This is a genomic window from Rhodococcoides kyotonense, assembly GCF_900188125.1.
GTDB classification, from domain to species: Bacteria; Actinomycetota; Actinomycetes; order Mycobacteriales; family Mycobacteriaceae; genus Rhodococcoides; species Rhodococcoides kyotonense.
In genome coordinates, this window is the sequence record NZ_FZOW01000003.1 from 276310 (window position 1) to 294459 (window position 18150).

20 protein-coding genes are annotated in these 18150 nt (G+C 64.1%); 13 read left to right on the forward strand and 7 right to left on the reverse strand.

Translation table 11 applies throughout. The annotated features are described in order from the left end of the window. Positions 1-80: 80 nt before the first annotated feature. Positions 81-845, forward strand: a complete 765-nt coding sequence (locus CHB96_RS06850; RefSeq protein WP_089244383.1) for an IclR family transcriptional regulator — start codon at positions 81-83, stop codon at positions 843-845. 6 nt (positions 846-851) lie between these two features. Here CHB96_RS06850 and CHB96_RS06855 read toward each other — a convergent pair whose 3' ends face one another. Continuing rightward, positions 852-1394 carry a gamma carbonic anhydrase family protein gene (locus CHB96_RS06855; RefSeq protein ID WP_089244756.1) on the reverse strand — a complete coding sequence of 181 codons (543 nt, stop codon included), beginning with the start codon at positions 1392-1394 and terminating at the stop codon, positions 852-854. Positions 1395-1450: 56 nt separating this feature from the next. Further along, positions 1451-1963: an Lrp/AsnC family transcriptional regulator gene (locus tag CHB96_RS06860; protein WP_089244385.1), complete on the reverse strand. Its 513-nt coding sequence runs from the start codon at positions 1961-1963 to the stop codon at positions 1451-1453. A gap of 129 nt (positions 1964-2092) precedes the next feature. Between CHB96_RS06860 and hppD the strand changes: the two genes are divergently transcribed. Beyond that, on the forward strand, positions 2093-3283 hold the full coding sequence (gene hppD / locus CHB96_RS06865; RefSeq protein WP_089244387.1) for a 4-hydroxyphenylpyruvate dioxygenase: 1191 nt from the start codon (positions 2093-2095) through the stop codon (positions 3281-3283). Between the two features lie 36 nt (positions 3284-3319). Here the strand turns inward: hppD and paaI are convergent, their stop codons facing one another. From paaI to CHB96_RS06885, 4 genes are all read right to left on the reverse strand, one after another. Then, positions 3320-3721, reverse strand: a complete 402-nt coding sequence (gene paaI, locus CHB96_RS06870; RefSeq protein WP_089244389.1) for a hydroxyphenylacetyl-CoA thioesterase PaaI — start codon at positions 3719-3721, stop codon at positions 3320-3322. A 14-nt stretch (positions 3722-3735) separates the two neighbouring features. Next, on the reverse strand, positions 3736-4044 hold the full coding sequence (locus CHB96_RS06875) for an EthD family reductase (protein WP_089244391.1): 309 nt from the start codon (positions 4042-4044) through the stop codon (positions 3736-3738). Between the two features lie 3 nt (positions 4045-4047). Next, positions 4048-6069, reverse strand: a complete 2022-nt coding sequence (gene paaZ, locus CHB96_RS06880; protein WP_089244393.1) for a phenylacetic acid degradation bifunctional protein PaaZ — start codon at positions 6067-6069, stop codon at positions 4048-4050. A 76-nt stretch (positions 6070-6145) separates the two neighbouring features. Further along, positions 6146-6754: a TetR/AcrR family transcriptional regulator gene (locus tag CHB96_RS06885; protein WP_089244757.1), complete on the reverse strand. Its 609-nt coding sequence runs from the start codon at positions 6752-6754 to the stop codon at positions 6146-6148. Between the two features lie 114 nt (positions 6755-6868). Here CHB96_RS06885 and CHB96_RS06890 point away from each other — a divergent pair, with 114 nt between their 5' ends. From CHB96_RS06890 to CHB96_RS06940, 11 genes are all read left to right on the forward strand, one after another. Next, positions 6869-8047: a thiolase family protein gene (locus CHB96_RS06890; RefSeq protein WP_089244395.1), complete on the forward strand. Its 1179-nt coding sequence runs from the start codon at positions 6869-6871 to the stop codon at positions 8045-8047. Next, complete coding sequence (locus CHB96_RS06895; protein WP_089244397.1) at positions 8044-8766, forward strand: enoyl-CoA hydratase/isomerase family protein; 723 nt, start codon at positions 8044-8046, stop codon at positions 8764-8766. Before CHB96_RS06890 ends, CHB96_RS06895 begins: the two co-directional genes overlap by 4 nt. Further along, a complete protein-coding gene (locus tag CHB96_RS06900) occupies positions 8763-9614 on the forward strand; it encodes a 3-hydroxyacyl-CoA dehydrogenase family protein (RefSeq protein ID WP_089244399.1) in 852 nt (283 codons plus the stop codon). The genes CHB96_RS06895 and CHB96_RS06900 overlap by 4 nt, the downstream gene beginning before the upstream one ends. Continuing rightward, positions 9611-10369 carry an enoyl-CoA hydratase-related protein gene (locus CHB96_RS06905; RefSeq protein WP_089244401.1) on the forward strand — a complete coding sequence of 253 codons (759 nt, stop codon included), beginning with the start codon at positions 9611-9613 and terminating at the stop codon, positions 10367-10369. The genes CHB96_RS06900 and CHB96_RS06905 overlap by 4 nt, the downstream gene beginning before the upstream one ends. Positions 10370-10501: 132 nt before the next feature. After that, positions 10502-11446 (forward strand): 1,2-phenylacetyl-CoA epoxidase subunit PaaA, encoded by a 945-nt coding sequence (gene paaA / locus CHB96_RS06910; protein ID WP_089244403.1) that lies wholly within the window; start codon positions 10502-10504, stop codon positions 11444-11446. After that, positions 11443-11805 carry a 1,2-phenylacetyl-CoA epoxidase subunit PaaB gene (gene paaB / locus CHB96_RS06915; RefSeq protein ID WP_089244405.1) on the forward strand — a complete coding sequence of 121 codons (363 nt, stop codon included), beginning with the start codon at positions 11443-11445 and terminating at the stop codon, positions 11803-11805. Before paaA ends, paaB begins: the two co-directional genes overlap by 4 nt. Before the next feature lie 9 nt (positions 11806-11814). Further along, positions 11815-12732 carry a 1,2-phenylacetyl-CoA epoxidase subunit PaaC gene (gene paaC / locus CHB96_RS06920; protein ID WP_089244758.1) on the forward strand — a complete coding sequence of 306 codons (918 nt, stop codon included), beginning with the start codon at positions 11815-11817 and terminating at the stop codon, positions 12730-12732. A gap of 104 nt (positions 12733-12836) precedes the next feature. Beyond that, a complete protein-coding gene (gene paaD, locus CHB96_RS06925) occupies positions 12837-13298 on the forward strand; it encodes a 1,2-phenylacetyl-CoA epoxidase subunit PaaD (protein WP_089244759.1) in 462 nt (153 codons plus the stop codon). Continuing rightward, positions 13298-14392 carry a 1,2-phenylacetyl-CoA epoxidase subunit PaaE gene (gene paaE / locus CHB96_RS06930; RefSeq protein WP_089244407.1) on the forward strand — a complete coding sequence of 365 codons (1095 nt, stop codon included), beginning with the start codon at positions 13298-13300 and terminating at the stop codon, positions 14390-14392. Before paaD ends, paaE begins: the two co-directional genes overlap by 1 nt. A gap of 17 nt (positions 14393-14409) precedes the next feature. Next, entirely contained in the window at positions 14410-15717 is a 1308-nt protein-coding gene (gene paaK / locus CHB96_RS06935) for a phenylacetate--CoA ligase PaaK (RefSeq protein ID WP_089244409.1), read from the forward strand. A gap of 10 nt (positions 15718-15727) precedes the next feature. Next, positions 15728-16639, forward strand: a complete 912-nt coding sequence (locus CHB96_RS06940; protein WP_089244411.1) for an AraC-like ligand-binding domain-containing protein — start codon at positions 15728-15730, stop codon at positions 16637-16639. A gap of 29 nt (positions 16640-16668) precedes the next feature. Here the strand turns inward: CHB96_RS06940 and styD are convergent, their stop codons facing one another. Then, positions 16669-18141: a phenylacetaldehyde dehydrogenase StyD gene (gene styD, locus CHB96_RS06945; protein ID WP_089244413.1), complete on the reverse strand. Its 1473-nt coding sequence runs from the start codon at positions 18139-18141 to the stop codon at positions 16669-16671. Positions 18142-18150 lie beyond the last annotated feature (9 nt).

Genomic DNA, 18150 nt, shown 5'->3' on the forward strand with positions numbered 1-18150 from the left:
GGCCAGAGCCTCGACGGAATCGGTCGCTGGTCGAACACGAATCCCCAGTGCGTCCATTCTATGGACGCTACGCTTCTGGCATGGCTCCGACCCCCAACGTCATCGCACGGTCCACGGCACTGCTTCGAGCGGTCGGCGCTGCCGAGCCCACGGGCGCATCGACGACGGAGCTCGCCCGTGCGACCGACCTGGCGCGCCCCACGGCGCATCGCATCCTGAGCTCTCTGGCCGAGGAGGGCTTTCTCGATCGAGACTCGGCAACCGGACGCTGGTCGCTCGGACCCGAGATGTACCTGCTGGGGTCGGCTGCTGCGAGTCGATACGACATCACGGGCCCCGCGCGTGGCGTCGTCCACACGTTGGCAGCCGAGACCGGCGAGAGCGCATTTCTGTCGACGCGGCGCGGCGACGAGACCGTGTGCCTACTGCGCGAGGACGGCAGCTTTCCGCTGCGATCGCACGTTCTGTACGAGGGACTGCGACTGCCGCTCGGGGTCGCGTCGGCAGGCCTCGCAATTCTCGCGCACATGCCGGATCGCGAGATCGACGAGTACCTGGCCGGTGCGGATCTCGTGCCGGGGTGGGGAGCCGAACATTCGTCGGACGCCATCCGCACACGCATCGCGTCGACGCGTGAGACGGGATATGCCGTCAACCCTGCCCTGCTCGTAGAGGGAAGCTGGGGCATCGGCGCCGCGGTGTTCGACCGGTCGGGCAAGCCTGCGTGGGCGCTCAGCTTGACCGGCGTCGAGACCCGATTCCGACCCGAGCGCCACCACGAACTCGGTGCCATCCTGCTCGCGCAGGCGCACCGGCTGACGGGTCTCCTGCACCCCGGCCGCTGATGCGGCTCAGGCAGGACGCGCAGACCGGTGCTGCTTCAGCAGCTCTCGATAGACCGCGGCGTTGAGACCGTTGTGGTTCACCTCGTCTTCGGTCAGCTCGCGGCGCACCTTGGCGGGCACTCCGGCAACGAGCGAACGTGGCGGTACTTGCGTACCTTCGAGAACCAAGGCTCCCGCGGCGACGAGACTGCCCTCACCGATGACCGCGCCGTTCATGACGACGGCACCCATACCGACGAGACTGCCGTCGCCGATCGTGCATCCGTGCAGCACGGCGTTGTGCCCGACGCTGACGTTCTTGCCGACCTTCAACGGGAACCCCGGGTCGACGTGGGCTGCCACGCCGTCCTGCAGATTGCTGCCCTCGTCGATCGTGATGTCCTCGAACTCCGCACGAAGTACTGCGCCGTACCAGATTCCCGACGACGCGGCGATGTTCACGCGGCCGACGACGGTGGCCGTCGGCGCGACCCAGGCGTCGGGATCCACGGTCGGGCCACCCGCGTCGAGTGCCCACAGTGGTCCTTGTGCCGTCGGCTGTTCGGTCACGTCGAGATCCTTTCGTCGGTGCGGTTCTTCGTTCACTGTGCCCGATGATCGCGTAGTCAGTCGCGACGACCCCTGTAGGCCGGGGCTTTCGGCGTGCGTGCGGACTCTCCCGCCTGAAGTAGCGGCATCGTTCGGTATCCGACGATCTCCGACAGCACGATGACGCTCGTCGACCGCGCAACCTCGCGAGACTGGTTGAGTACGATCAACATTCGCTGCAGGTCGTCGTGTGACGCCGCGGCGACTCGGCACAGCACGTCCCCCGAACCCGTCGTCGCGAAGGCCTCCAGTACACCGGGAATCCGCTCGAGCACGGCCGCAACGTCTTCCAGTGCGCCTTGCGCGATCTCGAGCGTCACGAAAGCCTGCACGCCGTAGCCGGCTGCATCCAGACCGATGCGAGGTGAATATCCCTCGACGACGCCCAACTGCTCCAACCTGTTCAGACGGGCGGTCACCGTCGCCCGGGCGACACCGAGCGTTCTCGACAGTTCGAGCAATCCCACTCGCGAGTTCTCGTGCAGCGCAGCGAGTAAGGCCCGGTCCAGTTGGTCGAGCGGTGACGTCATAGTCGAATTGTATAGAAAAATGTCCAGTTCGAGACCGGAAATAGCTTCGATGGCCAGCTCTTCATGCGCAGATTGACGCCATGGCCGTGCGCGAGTTGTCTGATCACAAACCCGACATCAAGGAGCGCCATGACCCTCGACGACACGCTGAACGACGACCGAAAGCTCGCCGCTCTCGATGCCGAGCAACTCCGGCAACTCGTGGGTCTGGTCGAGTACGACGACACTCGCGATCCGTTCCCCGTCAGCGGGTGGGATGCGATCGTGTGGGTCGTCGGCAACGCCGTTCAGACCAGCCACTTCTTCCAGTCCGCCTTCGGGATGGAACTCGTCGCCTACGCCGGACCCACCACCGGTCGACGCGATCATCACGCGTACGTTCTCGAATCCGGGGCGGTGCGTTTCGTCGTCACTGGTGCAGTGGACCCGAACAGCGATCTCATCGCGCATCACACGCGGCACGGTGACGGGGTCGTCGACATCGCGCTCGCAGTCCCCGACGTCGACAGATGCATCGAGCACGCACGAGCGCAAGGAGCTCGAATCCTGACCGAACCGCACGACATCAGCGACGACGACGGCACCGTGCGGCTGGCATCGATCGCGACCTACGGCGACACGAGGCACACCCTCGTCGACCGCTCGCGGTACTCGGGCGCATATCTGCCCGGATACGAAACGCGGAGGTCGACGCTCAGTGCAAAACCGGTCTTCCAAGCGCTCGACCACGTGGTCGGCAACGTCGAACTCGGCAAGATGGATCAGTGGGTCGACTTCTACCACCGCGTCATGGGTTTCACCGACATGGCCGAGTTCGTCGGCGCCGACATCGCGACCGACTACTCCGCGCTGATGAGCAAGGTCGTCTCGAACGGAAACCATCGGGTCAAATTCCCGCTCAACGAGCCGGCCGTCGCGAAGAAGCGTTCTCAGATCGACGAGTACCTCGAGTTCTACCGTGGCCCCGGCGCGCAGCACCTCGCGTTGGCGACGAACGACATCCTCGCCGCCGTCGACGAATTACGCGCTGCCGGAATCGAATTCCTCGCCACCCCCGACTCCTACTACGAGGACCCCGAACTCAGAGCACGAATCGGCAACGTTCGGGTGCCGGTCTCGGAACTGCAGAAGCGCGGCATCCTCGTCGACCGAGACGAGGACGGTTACCTGCTTCAGATATTCACGAAGCCTCTCGTCGACCGACCGACCGTGTTCTTCGAGCTCATCGAACGCCACGGGTCGCTGGGCTTCGGAATCGGAAACTTCAAAGCGCTCTTCCAGGCCATCGAGCGCGAGCAGGAGGCGCGGGGAAATTTCTGACCCCAGCGCTCTCACACAGGTGAAACCAGCGACAATCTATTTCGGACTTGCAATCGTGCGGGAGTCACCGCGGAATTCGGCGACGACGTCGTCACCGCTCGATATCGTGACGTCGTAGATCCCGTTGCGGCCGAACCGCGCTCGTTCGACGGCCTGTGCGATGAGGACGTCGCCGGCTTTCGTCGAGCGTAGATACCGGATGTCACACCGAGCTGCGACCGCAGAATCCTCCCGACTGTTGCAGGCCATCGCGAAGGTGGTGTCCGCCAACAGGAACACGTAGCCACCATGGGTGATGGAGTAGCCGTTCACCATGTCTTCGGTGATCGTCATGGACATCGTGGCGCTGCCTTCGCCCAGGTCGATCAACTCGATTCCGAGCTTCTGCGACGCCGCGTCGACAGCGAACATCTCGTGTGCTATTCGGTGCTGTGTCATGGTTTTTGCGCCTCCTACGCGCGCACCTCTTCCTGGGTGAACATCGTGACTCCGCCGGAGGCGAAATTGCGCAGGTCCTTGCCTGCCGCCTTCATCTCGGGGGATGCAAGACCGGCCTTCAGCGTTTCCTCGTCGGCGAAGTACAGATTCGCTATCGCATAGTAGGGCGGATCTGACCTGTCCATGGATGCCACTTTGCCCCAGGTGAATTCGGTCAGACCTGGCACGATCTTCGCCAACGGCACGTGCACCGAGGTGTAGTAGTCGTCGAACGCCGCTGGGTCCTCGGGCTTGCCGTAGCAGACGGCCACGCGGAAGCTCACGGCTCAGACCTCCGGCTTCGCGACGAGCGTCAGCACATCGTAGGTGGCGACAGGGTCGCCCTCCTGGTTGACGACCACTGCGTCCCAACGCACCTCGCCGTAATCGGCACTCTGACGCGGGGTGATGAGCTTGGCCGTGAGGGTGACCGTCAGCGAATCCTCGGCCTTGACGGGCGTCAGGAATCGCAGGTTGTCGACGCCGAAGTTCGCGAGAACGGGGCCGGGCGCGGGATCGACGAACAGCCCGGCCGCCAACGACACGACGAGGTAGCCGTGCGCGACGATGCCACCGAACAGCGGGTTGGCCGCTGCCGCTTGGGGATCGGTGTGCGCGTAGAAGGTGTCGCCGGTGAATTCGGCGAAGTGGTCGATGTCGGCCCGAGTGACCTGGCGTGGTCCGCCGACGATCGTGTCACCGAGCTTCAACGCACCGAGGTCCTTGCGGAACGGATGTACATCGCCCGTCGTCTGCACAGACCCTGTCACCCACTTGTTGCCCACCGCAGAGAGAACGTCGGGTGTGCCCTGAATTGCCGTGCGCTGCATGTGATGCAGCACCCCGCGCATACCGCCTAACTCTTCGCCGCCGCCTGCGCGGCCAGGGCCACCGTGCACCAGGACGGGAAGTGGCGAGCCGTGGCCGGTGGATTCGCGCGCGTCCTCGCTGTTGAGCACGAGAATACGGCCGTGGTACGGCGCGGATCCGAGGACGATCTCACGCGCGATCGCCGAATCCTTCGTCACCAACGACGCAACGAGCGATCCCTTACCGCGGGCGACCAAATCGAGCAGATCGGCGGTGTCGTCGTACCCGATGACGGTGGACACCGGTCCGAACGCTTCGATCTCGTGTGGCTCGGGCGCGGACTTGTCCCCCGCCTTCAGCAGCACGGGCGCGAGGAATGCACCGGGCCGCGAATCCACCGATTCCGGGTCGCCGAAGACTATCGAAGCCGACTTCGTCAGTCCACGAATAGATTTGAGAACTTCGTCGCGTTGGTCGATGCTCGCGAGCGCGCCCATGGTGACACCCTCGTCACGAGGATCACCGACGACGACCTTCTCGAGCTTGGCTTTCACCGCATCGATGACCGGCTCCACGAGGGGCTCCGGCACCAGAACACGACGGATCGCAGTGCACTTCTGACCTGCCTTGACCGTCATCTCGGTGAAGACGCCCTTGACGAAGAGATCGAACTCGGGATCCTCCGGCGTCACGTCGGAACCGAGGATCGACGCGTTGAGCGAATCGGCCTCGGCGGTGAAATGTACGCCTTCTCCGACGACGTTGGGGTGCGCCCTGAGCGCCGCGGCCGTGTCTGCGGAACCGGTGAACGCGACGGAGTCCTGGCCGCCGAGGTGGTCGATGATGCCCCGGGCGCTGCCGCTGAGCAGTTGTACCGAACCTTCGGGCAGGATGCCGCTTTCGATGATGCGACGGAAGACCAACTCGGTGAGGTACGCCGACTGACTCGCAGGCTTGACGATCGACGGAACCCCCGCGATGAACGCAGGAGCGAGCTTCTCGAGGAAGCCCCACACCGGGAAGTTGAAGGCATTGATCTGCACCGCGACTCCGCGCCTGGAAGTGTAGATGTGCTGGCCGAGAAACGTTCCCTTCTTGCCGAGCTGCTCGACTGCACCGTCGAGGTAGACCGTGTCGTTGGGAAGTTCGCGACGCGCCTTGCTCGCGTAGCTGAGCACGGTGCCGAAGCCGCCGTCGATGTCGACGCCCGAGTCGCGCTTGGTCGCACCCGTCAGCGTCGAGACCTCGTAGAACTCGTCCTTGCCCGCAAGCAGGGTCAAGCCGAGTTGCTTGAGCAGTCCGGCGCGCTCGTGGAAAGTCAGCGCGGCAAACGCAGGCCCACCGACGGTGCGTGCGTAGTCGATCATGCCTGCGACGTCGAGACCGGTCGACGAGATTCGGGCAACCTCGCTGCCGTCGATCGCGCTGAGCAACGGTGTTCCCTCGTCGCTCGCGGCGAACCATCGTCCTTGGGCGTAGCTTTCCAGCATTCTGCTCACAACATCTCTCCTCGCACCGTACGTTCGGTCGGTAATTACCATCGCCCGGTTGACTGGAGATGTCAAGGAATCAGCGCTAGCGGCGCAACCCGTCGAACGTGAGCGCGACGACGGCGTCGGCAAGGTCGTTCGCCGATCCGCCGGTCCGCGGCTTGTACCACTCGATCAACGAGTTCACGGTGCCGAACAGCAACCGAGCGACGAGCGCCGGATCGACGTCTTCCCGCAGGTCGCCTTCTTCGGCAGCGGCGACGACGAGACCGCTGACGAAGGCGTCGAACTCACGACGTCGCGCGAGCGCCCTTCGCTCGACGTCGGTGTTGCCACGCACCCGCAGCAGCAGCGTCACGTAGGGCAGTTCGGCGACAAGGATTCCAACGCTGCGCCGGACCAAGTATTCGAGGCGGTCGATGTAGCGACCCTCGACGGCTCGCTCCTCGGTCGTCGCGGCGAACAGCGCATTGAGTGCCCGCGACAGGGCCAGCTCGAGGAGCTCCGACTTCCCGGACACATGGTGATAGATCGACGACTTCGTGATGCCGAGCCGCTTCGCCAGCACCTCCATCGACGTGCCGTCGTATCCCTTGTCGTTGAAGACCTTCACGGCGACCGCCAGCAGCGAATCGAGATCGTAGCCCGGCCGTCCTGGCAGTCCGGTGCGGCGTGGGGTACGTGCGGTTGTCATGTGCTTCATCCTCCCAGGCGCGGTCGGTTTCCACATCACCGTGCCGGCAGAACCTTGCGCGACGACCGAATGTTCGGTTATTAATTGAGAGTAGTCCGGCAAAGGAGAGAAACAGTGGGCGAAGTCTTTGTGGTGGCGGGCGCACGAACACCGCATGGTCGGTACAGCGGAGCACTGGCGCGCGTGCGACCCGACGACCTGGCCGGCATCGCCGTCGCCGAGGCCGTTCGGCGGGCCGGAGTCCCTGGAGACCGAATCGACGAGGTGATTCTCGGCGCGGCGAATCAGGCCGGCGAGGACAATCGTGACGTGGCCCGGATGGCGGTGCTCCTTGCAGGCTTGCCCGACTCCGTACCCGGGTACACCGTCAACCGCTTGTGCGCGAGCGGTCTGACGGCGGTCGCCAACGCGGCATCGACCATCCGCAGCGGTGAAGCGGACATCATCGTCGCCGGTGGCGTCGAATCCATGACGCGGGCTCCGTGGGTCATGGCCAAGCCAGGATCGGCATGGGCCAAGCCCGGTCAGATCTTCGACACCGCCCTCGGCTGGCGGTTCACCAACCCTCGTTTCGACGACAAGACGACGTTGTCCATGGGCGAAACCGCCGAGGAAGTCGCACGCCAGGAAGGCATCACCCGCGAGGAGTCCGACGCCTTCGCGTTCCGCAGCCAGCAACGAGCCATCGCGGCTCAGGATGGGGGCCGGTTCGACGACGAGATCGTCGCCGTGTCCACCGAGGCCGGCGAGGTCACGCACGATGAAACACCCCGTCGCGGAACCACACTGGAGAAGCTGGGAACACTGAAGCCCGTCTTCCGTGCCGATGGCATCGTCACTGCAGGAACATCTTCGCCGTTCACCGACGGTGCAGCGGCGCTGGTGGTCGCGTCCGAGGAGGCAGTGAACAAGTACGGCCTCGAGGTGCGCGGACGCATTGTGAGCAGCGCGAGCGCAGGCATCGCGCCCCACATCATGGGACTCGGGCCGGTGCCGTCGACACAGAAGGCTCTCGCCCGTGCAGGCTGGACTGTCGACGATCTCGGTGCCGTCGAACTCAACGAGGCATTCGCCGCACAGTCACTCGGGGTCATTCGTCAGCTGAAACTCGATGACAGCATCGTCAACGCCGACGGCGGAGCCATCGCGCTCGGACATCCTCTCGGTGCGTCGGGTGCTCGAATCTTGTTGACGCTCCTCGGTCGCATGGAACGCGAGAAGGCCTCCAAGGGCCTGGCGACGCTGTGTGTCGGCGTCGGGCAGGGCGTGTCGATGTTGATCGAGGCACCGTGAATACCATTGCAGTAGAGCAACTCTCGGATCGCGTGGTCGTCACCCTCGATCGGGAGAAGCAACGCAACGCGATCGACGCCGAGATGATCGCCGAACTGCACGAGGTGTGCGCGCTCATCGAGCAGGACCCTCGCGTGTTGATTCTGACCGGGAAGGGTGACCATTTCGCCGGCGGCGCCGACATCAACCAACTTCGCGCGCGGACCCGTGACGACGCCCTGCGCGGCATCAATCGCAACCTGTTCGACCGCATCGCGGCACTACCGTTGCCGACGATCGCCGCAATCAAGGGTTACGCCCTCGGCGGAGGTGCAGAGTTGTCGTACGCGTGCGACATCAGAATCGCCTCGGCGACAGCTGTTTTCGGAAACCCGGAGCCGGGCCTCGGAATCATGGCCGCCGCGGGCGCGAGCTACCGGTTACCAGAGTTGGTCGGGGTGTCCGTCGCCAAGCAGGTCCTTCTCGGCGGCCGGATGCTCGACGCCGATGCGGCTCTCCGGTCCGGACTGATTCTCGAGATCACCGAGGATCCACTGAGCGCGGCGCAGAAAGTGGCAGACCGAATAGTGAAGCAGTCGCCCCTTGCTCTGAAGCTCACCAAGAAGATTCTCGACGCGCCAGGCTCGCACCCGTGGGCCGACGACATCGCCCAAGCAGTCCTCTTCGAGACCGAGGACAAACGACGCCGTATGACGGCATTTCTGGAGAAGACCACATGACAGTTCCCAGTTCAGTCGGTGTCGTCGGAGGCGGCCGGATGGGTGCGGGCATCGCGCAGGTGTTCGCGGCGCTCGGCTCCACCGTGACCATCGCCGAAGCCGCCGACCAACAGGCCGCGCTCGGCCGCGTCGACACCGGTTTGGCCAAAGCGCACGAACGCGGCAAGCTGACTTCCGATCCGGCGGAGATTCTCGCCCGCGTGTCCACCGTCGCAGGTCCTGAAGGCCTTCCTGCCGATCTCGATCTCGTCGTCGAAGCGGTGCCGGAAATCCCGTCGCTCAAGGTCGACGTGTTGACGCTGATCGACAAGACGGTCTCGGCGTCCACGGTGGTCGCCTCCAACACCAGTTCGATTTCGATCGCCGAACTCGGTGCAGCACTGAACAATCCGTCGCGGTTCATCGGCATGCACTTCTTCAATCCGGTTCCGGCGTCGACGCTCGTGGAGATCGTGCGGGCCCCTGCGACGTCCGCTTCGGTGGTCGAGCGGGTCCGTCAGTGGGTCTCGCTGCTCGGCAAGACCGAGGTTCTCGTCAACGACTCCCCCGGCTTCGCGACCAGCCGCCTCGGCGTCATGCTCGGCCTGGAGGCCATCCGGATGCTGGAAGAAGGCGTCGCCGACGCCGAATCCATCGACCGCGCAATGGAACTCGGCTACAAGCACCCGATGGGTCCGCTGCGCTCGACCGACCTCGTCGGCCTCGACGTCCGGCTTGCCATCGCAGAGCACTTGGCGTCGACCTTGGGCGACCGCTTCACCCCGCCGCAACTGCTGCGCGACAAGGTAGCCCGAGGAGAGCTCGGACGTAAGTCAGGCAAGGGATTTCACGATTGGGAGAGCAAATGACGGTACGACTGGACATCTCCGACGGGTTGGCAACGATCACCCTGGAGCGATCCTCGCTGGACATCGACACCAAGGTCGCATTCCAGAAGGCGGTCGACGGTGTGCGCGGGGTTCGGGCCGTGCTCATCACGGCCGAGGGCAAGAACTTCTGCGTCGGACAGGATCTCGGTGAGCACGTGGCCGCGCTCGAGGCCGATCCGGCAACTGCGATGAATACCGTCGAGGTCCACTACAACCCGTTGATCAGGGCGATCGCAGCCCTCGAGGTTCCGGTCGTCGTCGCGATCGGAGGAGCGTGCGTCGGCGCGGGGCTCGGAATCGCGCTGGCAGGCGACATTCGGGTCGCAGGATCGAAGACGTCGTTCGCGACCGCGTTCACTGGCATCGGATTGGCCAGCGACTCCGGGCTCAGCTATGCCCTGGTCGAAGCTCTGGGCAGTAGCAGGGCCGTCGGGCTCATGCTGCTCGGGGACAAGGTCACGGCCGATCAAGCACTCGCCTGGGGTCTTGTACACCGAGTTGTCGCCGACGACGACGTGCAGGAGACAGCCCTGGCACTGGCCCGGAAGCTTGCGGATGGCCCCACCGAGGCCTACCGCCACGTCAAGAGCCTGGCCCGCGCGTCGGCCAACGGTCTGTCCGACGCCCTCGATCGGGAGGCCGTCGCGCAAACTGCACTGGGCCAGACCGCCGACCACAACGCCGCAGTCGACGCGTTTCTCGCAAAGAAGAAACCCACCTTCATCGGTTCCTGACGGCCATGTGCATGAAAATACATAGCCCCCTATGTATTTTCACGCACATAGGGCGAGCCACGTACTTGTGCCGGGTGTCACTTCGGTGCATACTAGTTTTCGACCGATCATTCGGTAATGAAAGTAGGACTCATGACCACGTCAAACGCCTTGGACGTCGATGCACTCCAGGAAGATTTCGACGCGACCATCGCCCACGAGCAGCGCGTCGAGCCTCGCGATTGGATGCCAGATGGCTACCGCAAGTCGCTGATTCGCCAGATCGCCCAGCACGCGCACTCCGAGATCATCGGCATGCAGCCCGAAGGTAACTGGCTCACCCGCGCGCCATCGCTACGTCGCAAGGCGATTCTGATGGCCAAGGTGCAGGACGAGGCCGGTCACGGGTTGTATCTGTATTCCGCCGCGGAAACCCTGGGCGCCGATCGTGCGGACTTGACGGTCAAGCTCATCGAGGGCAAGCAGAAGTACTCCTCGATCTTCAACTATCCGACGCTGACGTATGCCGACGTCGGCACCATCGGTTGGCTCGTCGACGGCGCTGCAATCTGCAACCAGGTTCCCTTGTGCCGCAGCAGCTTCGGACCGTACGCACGTGCAATGATCCGCGTCTGCAAAGAGGAATCCTTCCACCAGCGCCAGGGTTACGAACTACTTGCGACGATGATGCGCGGCACGGACGAGCAGCGCGCCATGGTCCAGGAATCGGTGAACCGATGGTGGTGGCCTGCTCTGATGATGTTCGGCCCGCCCGACGACGAGTCGCCCAACACCGAGCAGTCCATGAAGTGGGGCATCAAACGTCACACCAACGACGAACTGCGCCAACGCTTCGTCGACATGTCCATCCCTCAGGCAGAGGCACTCGGAGTCACGTTCCCGGATCCGGATCTGAAGTGGAACGACGAGCGCAAGTCGCACGATTTCGGTGAGCCCGACTGGAGTGAGTTCATGCAGGTCATCAAGGGCAACGGAGCCTCCAACGTCGAGCGCATCGCCAACCGCCGCGCAGCCCACGAGGACGGCGCCTGGGTCCGCGAGGCAGCAACCGCGTTCGCAGCAAGGAGTGCATCATGACCGAGATCGCAGCAGAAGGCGGCCACGGGGCAGTCCCACTCGACGGAGTTCCCGTCGAACCGAAAAAGGCAGCGGTCAAAGCGGATTGGCCACTGTACGAGGTCTTTCTACGCGGCAAGCGCGGGCTGAACCACGTTCACGTCGGATCCCTGCATGCCGCCGACGACCATATGGCCCTGCGCCACGCACGCGACGTCTACACCCGCCGCAACGAAGGTGTGAGCATCTGGGTCGTGCCGTCGAATTCCATTGTCGCGTCGTCTCCGTCGGAGAAGGACCCGTTCTTCGCACCGAGCGGCGACAAGGTGTACCGGCACCCGACGTTCTACGACATTCCCGACAACGTTCCACACATGTAAGGCGTGAAAATGACTGATCACGACAGTGCCTACGCGGACTTGGTCGGCGAGGATTCACACGGGCAGTGGGCGTTCGGTACCAGTTTCGACGACCCGCTGGCCGGCGTCGACACCACCGTTCCCGACGACGTCGATCCGAAAGCTCTTGCCGCATACTGCCTCATGCTCGGCGACGATGCGCTGATCAGCTCGCAACGACTCGCCCAGTGGAGCACGCGCGCACCGGAACTCGAAGAAGAAGTAGCGCTGGCGAACGTCGGTCTCGACCTACTCGGCCAAGCCCGGCTGCTCCTCGCCCGCGCTGCCAAAGCCGATCCGACCGTCGTTCCGTTCATATCCGAGACCTCCCCCGTACCGGCGGAGGATGCGCTGGCTTTCTTTCGAGAGGACTCCGCCTTCCGCAACGTCCGGCTCACCGAGCTAGACAACGGCGACTTCGCGAAATCTCAAGTACGCCTGCTCGTTTTCTCGACGTGGCGTCTGGCGATTTTCTCGCGTCTGAAGGCTTCTCGCGACCCCGTGCTCGCCGCCGTGGCAGACAAGGGTGTCAAAGAGATGACGTACCACCGCGATTACGCGGCCCGTTGGGTCGTCACTCTGGGCTGCGGAACCGAAGAATCTCAGCGCCGAGCGCGAGAAGGCCTCGACCACATCTGGCCGTACGTCTCCGAGCTGTTCGCCCCGACGGACGAGGAGATCGGGTTGGCGCAGGTGGGCGTCGCCGTCGATCCCCGCGATGTTCGCGACGAGTTCGATTCCGTTCTCGCACAGGTACTCCACGCTGCAGAACTGGACGCGCCGGAGGGCAAGTCCGTCGGCACCATCGGCGGCCGCGGCGGTAGGCGCGGAATCCATACCGAAGCTTTCGGCCCGCTGGTCGCCGAGATGCAGGTCGTGGCCCGTGCACACCCGGAGGGAGTCTGGTGACCGGTATCGAACATGCGCTACGCGCCCGTGCGCGCAGAGTTACCGCGGGGACCAACTTTGCGCGCACGGGCGGCGAAGCCGCATATTCAATCGCCGCGTCCGTCATGGACCCCGAAATGCCCTTGCTCACGCTTGACGACCTGGGCGTCCTGCGCGGCGTCGAAGTCAGGGACGACGGAAGCGTCCTCGTCACCATCACCCCGACGTACTCGGGATGCCCCGCAATGGCCACGATGCGCGACGACATCGCCCACAAGCTCGAAGACCACGGCTACACCGACGTCGAGATCGTCACCAGCCTTACCCCCGCGTGGAGCACAGACTGGATCTCCGAGGAGGGACTCCAGAAACTCCGCGAGACCGGGTACTCGACGCCTGGCCCCGCTCCCGCACGCGTCTCGGGCCCGGTCCCGTTGACCCTGACCATCAAGCCGCGTCAGCTCGCGTGCCCTCGATGTGGCTCCGCCAATACGTTTTTGACGTCCGAGTTCGGCGCCACCCTGTGCAAAGCCCAGTACCGGTGTGACGACTGCCTCGAACCCTTCGACCACGTGAAGGAGATCTGATGACGGTCACTGCTGAACCCGTGGTCACTCCACAGAGAAACAGACCATTCCACACACTGACTGTCGCCGACGTCGAATCCCTGTGCGACGACGCCGTCGCCGTCACCTTCGACGTTCCCGACGACCTTCGCGACGAATTCGACTTCCGCCCAGGCCAATCGCTGATGCTGTCTCGGACCGTGGATGGCGTCGAACATCGTCGTTCGTACTCCATCTGCGCCGCCGCGGGCACTCGCCCGCGCGTCGGTGTCCGTGAGGTGACGGACGGGTTGTTCTCGTCGTGGCTCGTGCACGAGGTCAAGGCCGGTGACCGCATCGATGTCCAAGGCCCGACCGGCAACTTTCACGCCGACCCTGCCGCGGGTGGACGCCACGTACTGATCGCCGCCGGCTCCGGCATCACCCCAATGCTGTCGATCGCATCCTCGGTTCTGGCGAATCCGGATGCGGAAGTTGTTCTGCTGTACGGCAATCGGCGCACGCGCTCGGTGATGTTCGCCGAGGAGATCGCCGATCTCAAGGACCAGTACGGCAGCCGGTTCGACGTCATCCATGTGCTCTCGCGTGAGCCACGTGAGGTCGAACTCTTCAGCGGCAGGCTCGACGCCGACAGGCTCCGCGCAATTCTGGACTCGGTTGTCGCCACACCGGACATCGATCACTTCTGGCTGTGCGGACCGTTCGGCATGGTGACCGACGCGCAGCAGGTCCTCGGTGACCTGGGGGTCTCCAAATCCAGCGTGCACGCGGAACTGTTCTACGTCGACGACGTACCGCCTCCACAGGAGAAGCATCGCGAACCCGGAATCACGGGTCCCAGCAGCGAAGTCACCATCACCCTCGACGGCCGAAGCGTCACAGGCACACTCCCGCAGGACGAGTCGATTCTCGATTCCGCCGAGCAGCTGCGCTCCGACCTACCCTTCGCGTGCAAGGGCGGTGTGTGCGGCACATGCCGCGCGAAGGTGACCTGCGGCGAGGTCGACATGCGTCGCAATTACGCACTCGAGGACAACGAGGTCGCCGCAGGCTTCGTCCTCACCTGCCAGACATTCCCACTGAGCGATACCGTGACCGTCGATTTCGACGCCTGACACATTCGGAGACAGCAATGACCAGCGTCTTGTCCGCCCCGACCGATACACCCGACATCGAGTTCGCGTCGCGCGACCGCATCGCGACACTACAGCTGGAGCGGCTTCGGTGGTCCTTGAAACACGCCTACGACAACGTGCCGCACTACCGAAAAGCGTTCGACGCCGCGGGAGTTCACCCCTCGGATCTGAAGGACCTCTCCGATCTCGCGAAATTCCCGTTCACCGCGAAGAAGGACCTTCGCGAGAACTACCCGTTCGGAATGTTCGCGGTGCCGCAGGACAAGGTCTCGCGCATCCATGCGTCGTCGGGCACAACGGGTAGGCCGACGGTCGTCGGCTACACGGCGAACGACATCAGCAATTGGGCCGATCTCATCGCACGCAGCTTGCGCGCCGGTGGCGTGAAGCCGTCGGACAAAGTTCATGTCGCCTATGGCTACGGCCTGTTCACCGGCGGGCTGGGTGCGCACTACGGCGCAGAACGCCTCGGCTGCACCGTCATTCCGATGTCCGGAGGAATGACCGACCGCCAGATCCAGCTCATCGAGGACTTCCAGCCCGACGCGATCATGGTCACGCCGTCGTACATGCTCACGATCGTCGACGCGATGGTCAAGAAGGGCATCGACCCGGCGAAGACATCGCTGAAAACCGGAGTCTTCGGCGCCGAACCGTGGACCGAGGAGATGCGCAAGGAGATCGAGAAGACCCTCGACATGGACGCCGTCGACATCTACGGACTCTCCGAGGTCATGGGACCGGGCGTCGCGATGGAATGCGTCGAAACCAAGGACGGACTGCACATCTGGGAGGATCATTTCTACCCGGAGGTCATCGACCCGGTGACCGGCGAAGTTCTGCCCGACGGCGAGGAGGGTGAGTTGGTGTTCACGTCGCTGTCCAAGGAAGCGATGCCCATCATCCGCTACCGCACCCGCGACCTGACGCGTCTGCTGCCGGGCACCGCCCGCACGATGCGCCGCATGCAGAAAGTCACCGGACGCACCGACGATATGATCATTCTCCGAGGCGTCAACCTGTTCCCGACGCAGATCGAGGAGCTGATTCTGACGATTCCCGCGTTGGCCCCGCAGTTCCAGTGTGTGCTCGAGCGCGCGGGACGCATGGATTCGTTGACCGTGGTCGTCGAAGCGCGCCCTGATGCGTCGAGCGATGTCCACGGCCCGTCCGCAGCGACCCTGAAGAAGCTCGTCAAGGACCGCATCGGCGTCAGCGTTCAGGTCGACGTCGTCGCACCGGCAGCGCTAGAGCGTTCCATCGGTAAGGCGCGCCGCCTGATCGACAACCGCCCTGGCGTATGAGGTGAGCTGAGTGCAGTTCGAGAGGTGGCGTGAGGAGGTGTCGGCGGCATTCGTGCCGCTCGATGCCTCCTCCTCTGCTTCCGAAGACATATTCTCCGGCGAGTTGAAGTCCGGCTCGGTCGGGTCGTTACACATCAGCGAAGCGTCCGGGCGGTGCGTGGACGTACGGAGAACGCCGTCGGTGATCCGTCGAAGTGATCCGGGACTGGTGAAGGTCGGCGTGCAGCTCCGCGGACGTGGCGTCGTCGTGCAGCGTGAGCGCGAAGCAGTCCTGATGCCAGGCGATTTCGCCGTCTACGACACGAGCGAGCCCTACACACTGCACTTCGACGACGACTTCGCGATGTTCGTTCTGATGTTCCCACGCGAATCGTTGAAGATCAGGCCGAACGATCTGGCCAAGGTGTCCGCGTTGCGAATCAAAGGCGACGACGGGGTAGGCGCGCTCGTCTCACCCTTCCTGGCCGGATTACGCAAAGGCCTGTCCGACGGCTTGTCGTCGTCGCGGATGTTCGAAGATGCCGTCCTCGATCTCGTCAGCGCAGCGCTCGACGAGCGAGCACCACACGACAGCCGATCCCCCGGTGCCGTGATTCTGGCCGGCTCGCGGGCGTTCATCGAGGACAACCTCCATGATCCCGATCTGAACACTGCAATGGTCGCTGCAGCGCAGCATATTTCGCCTCGATACCTGCAGAAGCTGTTCGTCGGCGACGGCGGTGTTGCGGCATGGATCAGGTCCCGCAGGCTCGAATCGTGCCGACGAGACCTGGAAGATCCTCGATTGAGACATGAGAGCATCGGAACCATCTGCGCGCGTTACGGTCTCGTCGATTCCGCCCACTTCTCCCGCGTTTTCAAGGAGGCGTACGGCATCTCGCCCCGCAGTGCGCGTTCCGCGCTCGTGAGTGGAAATGTATAGCGGGCTACACATTTCCACTCACGAGGGGACTACAGCACGATCGTGACGACCTTCTCCTCGGTGTTGGCCTCGATACCAGCCCAGCCGAGTTCACGGCCCGTGCCACTGGTCTTCATTCCACCCCATGGCAGGGCGGGATCGATTGCAGCCCAACCGTTGACCCACACGGCGCCGGAACGCACCTGCGCCGCCAACGAGTGTGCGCGAGACACGTCGCGGGTCCAGATCGAAGCCGCCAGACCATACTCCGTTGCGTTGGCGATCTGAATCGCTTCCAGCTCAGTATCGAACGGAATGACCGTGCCGACGGGACCGAAGATCTCCTCCTGTGCGATCTTCATGTCGTTGTGCGCGTCGGCGAAGATGGTCGGTTCGACGAAGAATCCGTCGCGATCCGGGGCGCCACCGCCCGCCGCGACCCGGGCACCGCCGTCACGACCAGCTTGGATGTACCCCAGGACGCTGTCGCGCTGCTTGGCGTTGACCAGCGCACCCATCGTCGTCGCCGGGTCGAAGGGGTCACCGAGCACCTGAGCCGACGCGGCCGCGGACAGACCGTCCACCACCTGCGAGTACAGCGAACGATGCACCAGCACACGCGTTCCCGCGGCGCACACCTGTCCCTGGTTGAAGAACAGACCCATTGCCGTGCCGTTGATCGCAGCCTCGAGATCGGCATCTTCCAGGATGATCTGCGGCGACTTTCCGCCGAGTTCGAGGGTCGTTCGCTTGAAGGTGTCTGCTGCCTTCTTGGCGATGATGCGGCCGACGCGTGGACTTCCGGTGAAACTGATCTTGTCGACGCCCGGGTGCCCGACGAGCGCATCACCGGTCACTTCACCCAGTCCCGGAACGACATTCACGACGCCTGCAGGAACCCCAGCCTCGCCGATGAGGCGCGCCAGATGCAGGATCGACAGCGGCGCATCCTCCGGCGGCTTCACGACTACGGTGTTGCCGGCGGCCAACGCGGGGGCCAACTTCCACGCCGCAATCATCAGCGGAGTGTTCCACGGAACGATCGCGCCGATGACGCCGACGGGCTCACGCACGGTGTACGAGTGCGTCGGCTGCCCGAAATATCCTGCCGTCGGAATGGTCGCGCCCTGAATCTTATCGGCCCATCCGGCGAAGTGCCGGAATGTCGCCGCCGCATTGGGGATATCCAACATCGCAGGCTGCCCGACGGGCTTGCCCACGTCATGCGCTTCGAGACGTGCGAGCAGGTCGCCGTCCCGTTCGATCAGATCGGCTATGCGGTTCAACAACTTTCCGCGTACGACGCCGGGTGTCGATCCCCATTCACCGTTCAGCTGAGCTCGGGCAGCGCGGACGGCCGCGTCCACATCCTCGGCGGTCGCCGAGGAGACGTCGACCAAAGGCTGTCCGGTCGTCGGATTCAGATCGGTGAATGTGCCACCGTCGGATGCACCGACCCACTGCCCGGCAATGAAGAGCTGGGTGGCTGTGTCCACGGGAAGGGTCGTGAGTACTGCAGTCATGTTCGATAC

Coding starts and splice junctions, on each gene's coding strand:
- paaC (WP_089244758.1), top strand. CDS start 11,815: ATGACTGATCACGACAGTGCCTACGCGGACTTGGTCGGCGAGGATTCA.
- paaD (WP_089244759.1), top strand. CDS start 12,837: ATGGACCCCGAAATGCCCTTGCTCACGCTTGACGACCTGGGCGTCCTG.
- CHB96_RS06900 (WP_089244399.1), top strand. CDS start 8,763: ATGACAGTTCCCAGTTCAGTCGGTGTCGTCGGAGGCGGCCGGATGGGT.
- paaK (WP_089244409.1), top strand. CDS start 14,410: ATGACCAGCGTCTTGTCCGCCCCGACCGATACACCCGACATCGAGTTC.
- paaB (WP_089244405.1), top strand. CDS start 11,443: ATGACCGAGATCGCAGCAGAAGGCGGCCACGGGGCAGTCCCACTCGAC.
- CHB96_RS06850 (WP_089244383.1), top strand. CDS start 81: ATGGCTCCGACCCCCAACGTCATCGCACGGTCCACGGCACTGCTTCGA.
- CHB96_RS06885 (WP_089244757.1), bottom strand. CDS start 6,754: ATGACAACCGCACGTACCCCACGCCGCACCGGACTGCCAGGACGGCCG.
- paaE (WP_089244407.1), top strand. CDS start 13,298: ATGACGGTCACTGCTGAACCCGTGGTCACTCCACAGAGAAACAGACCA.
- CHB96_RS06860 (WP_089244385.1), bottom strand. CDS start 1,963: ATGACGTCACCGCTCGACCAACTGGACCGGGCCTTACTCGCTGCGCTG.
- hppD (WP_089244387.1), top strand. CDS start 2,093: ATGACCCTCGACGACACGCTGAACGACGACCGAAAGCTCGCCGCTCTC.
- paaI (WP_089244389.1), bottom strand. CDS start 3,721: ATGACACAGCACCGAATAGCACACGAGATGTTCGCTGTCGACGCGGCG.
- paaA (WP_089244403.1), top strand. CDS start 10,502: ATGACCACGTCAAACGCCTTGGACGTCGATGCACTCCAGGAAGATTTC.
- styD (WP_089244413.1), bottom strand. CDS start 18,141: ATGACTGCAGTACTCACGACCCTTCCCGTGGACACAGCCACCCAGCTC.
- CHB96_RS06905 (WP_089244401.1), top strand. CDS start 9,611: ATGACGGTACGACTGGACATCTCCGACGGGTTGGCAACGATCACCCTG.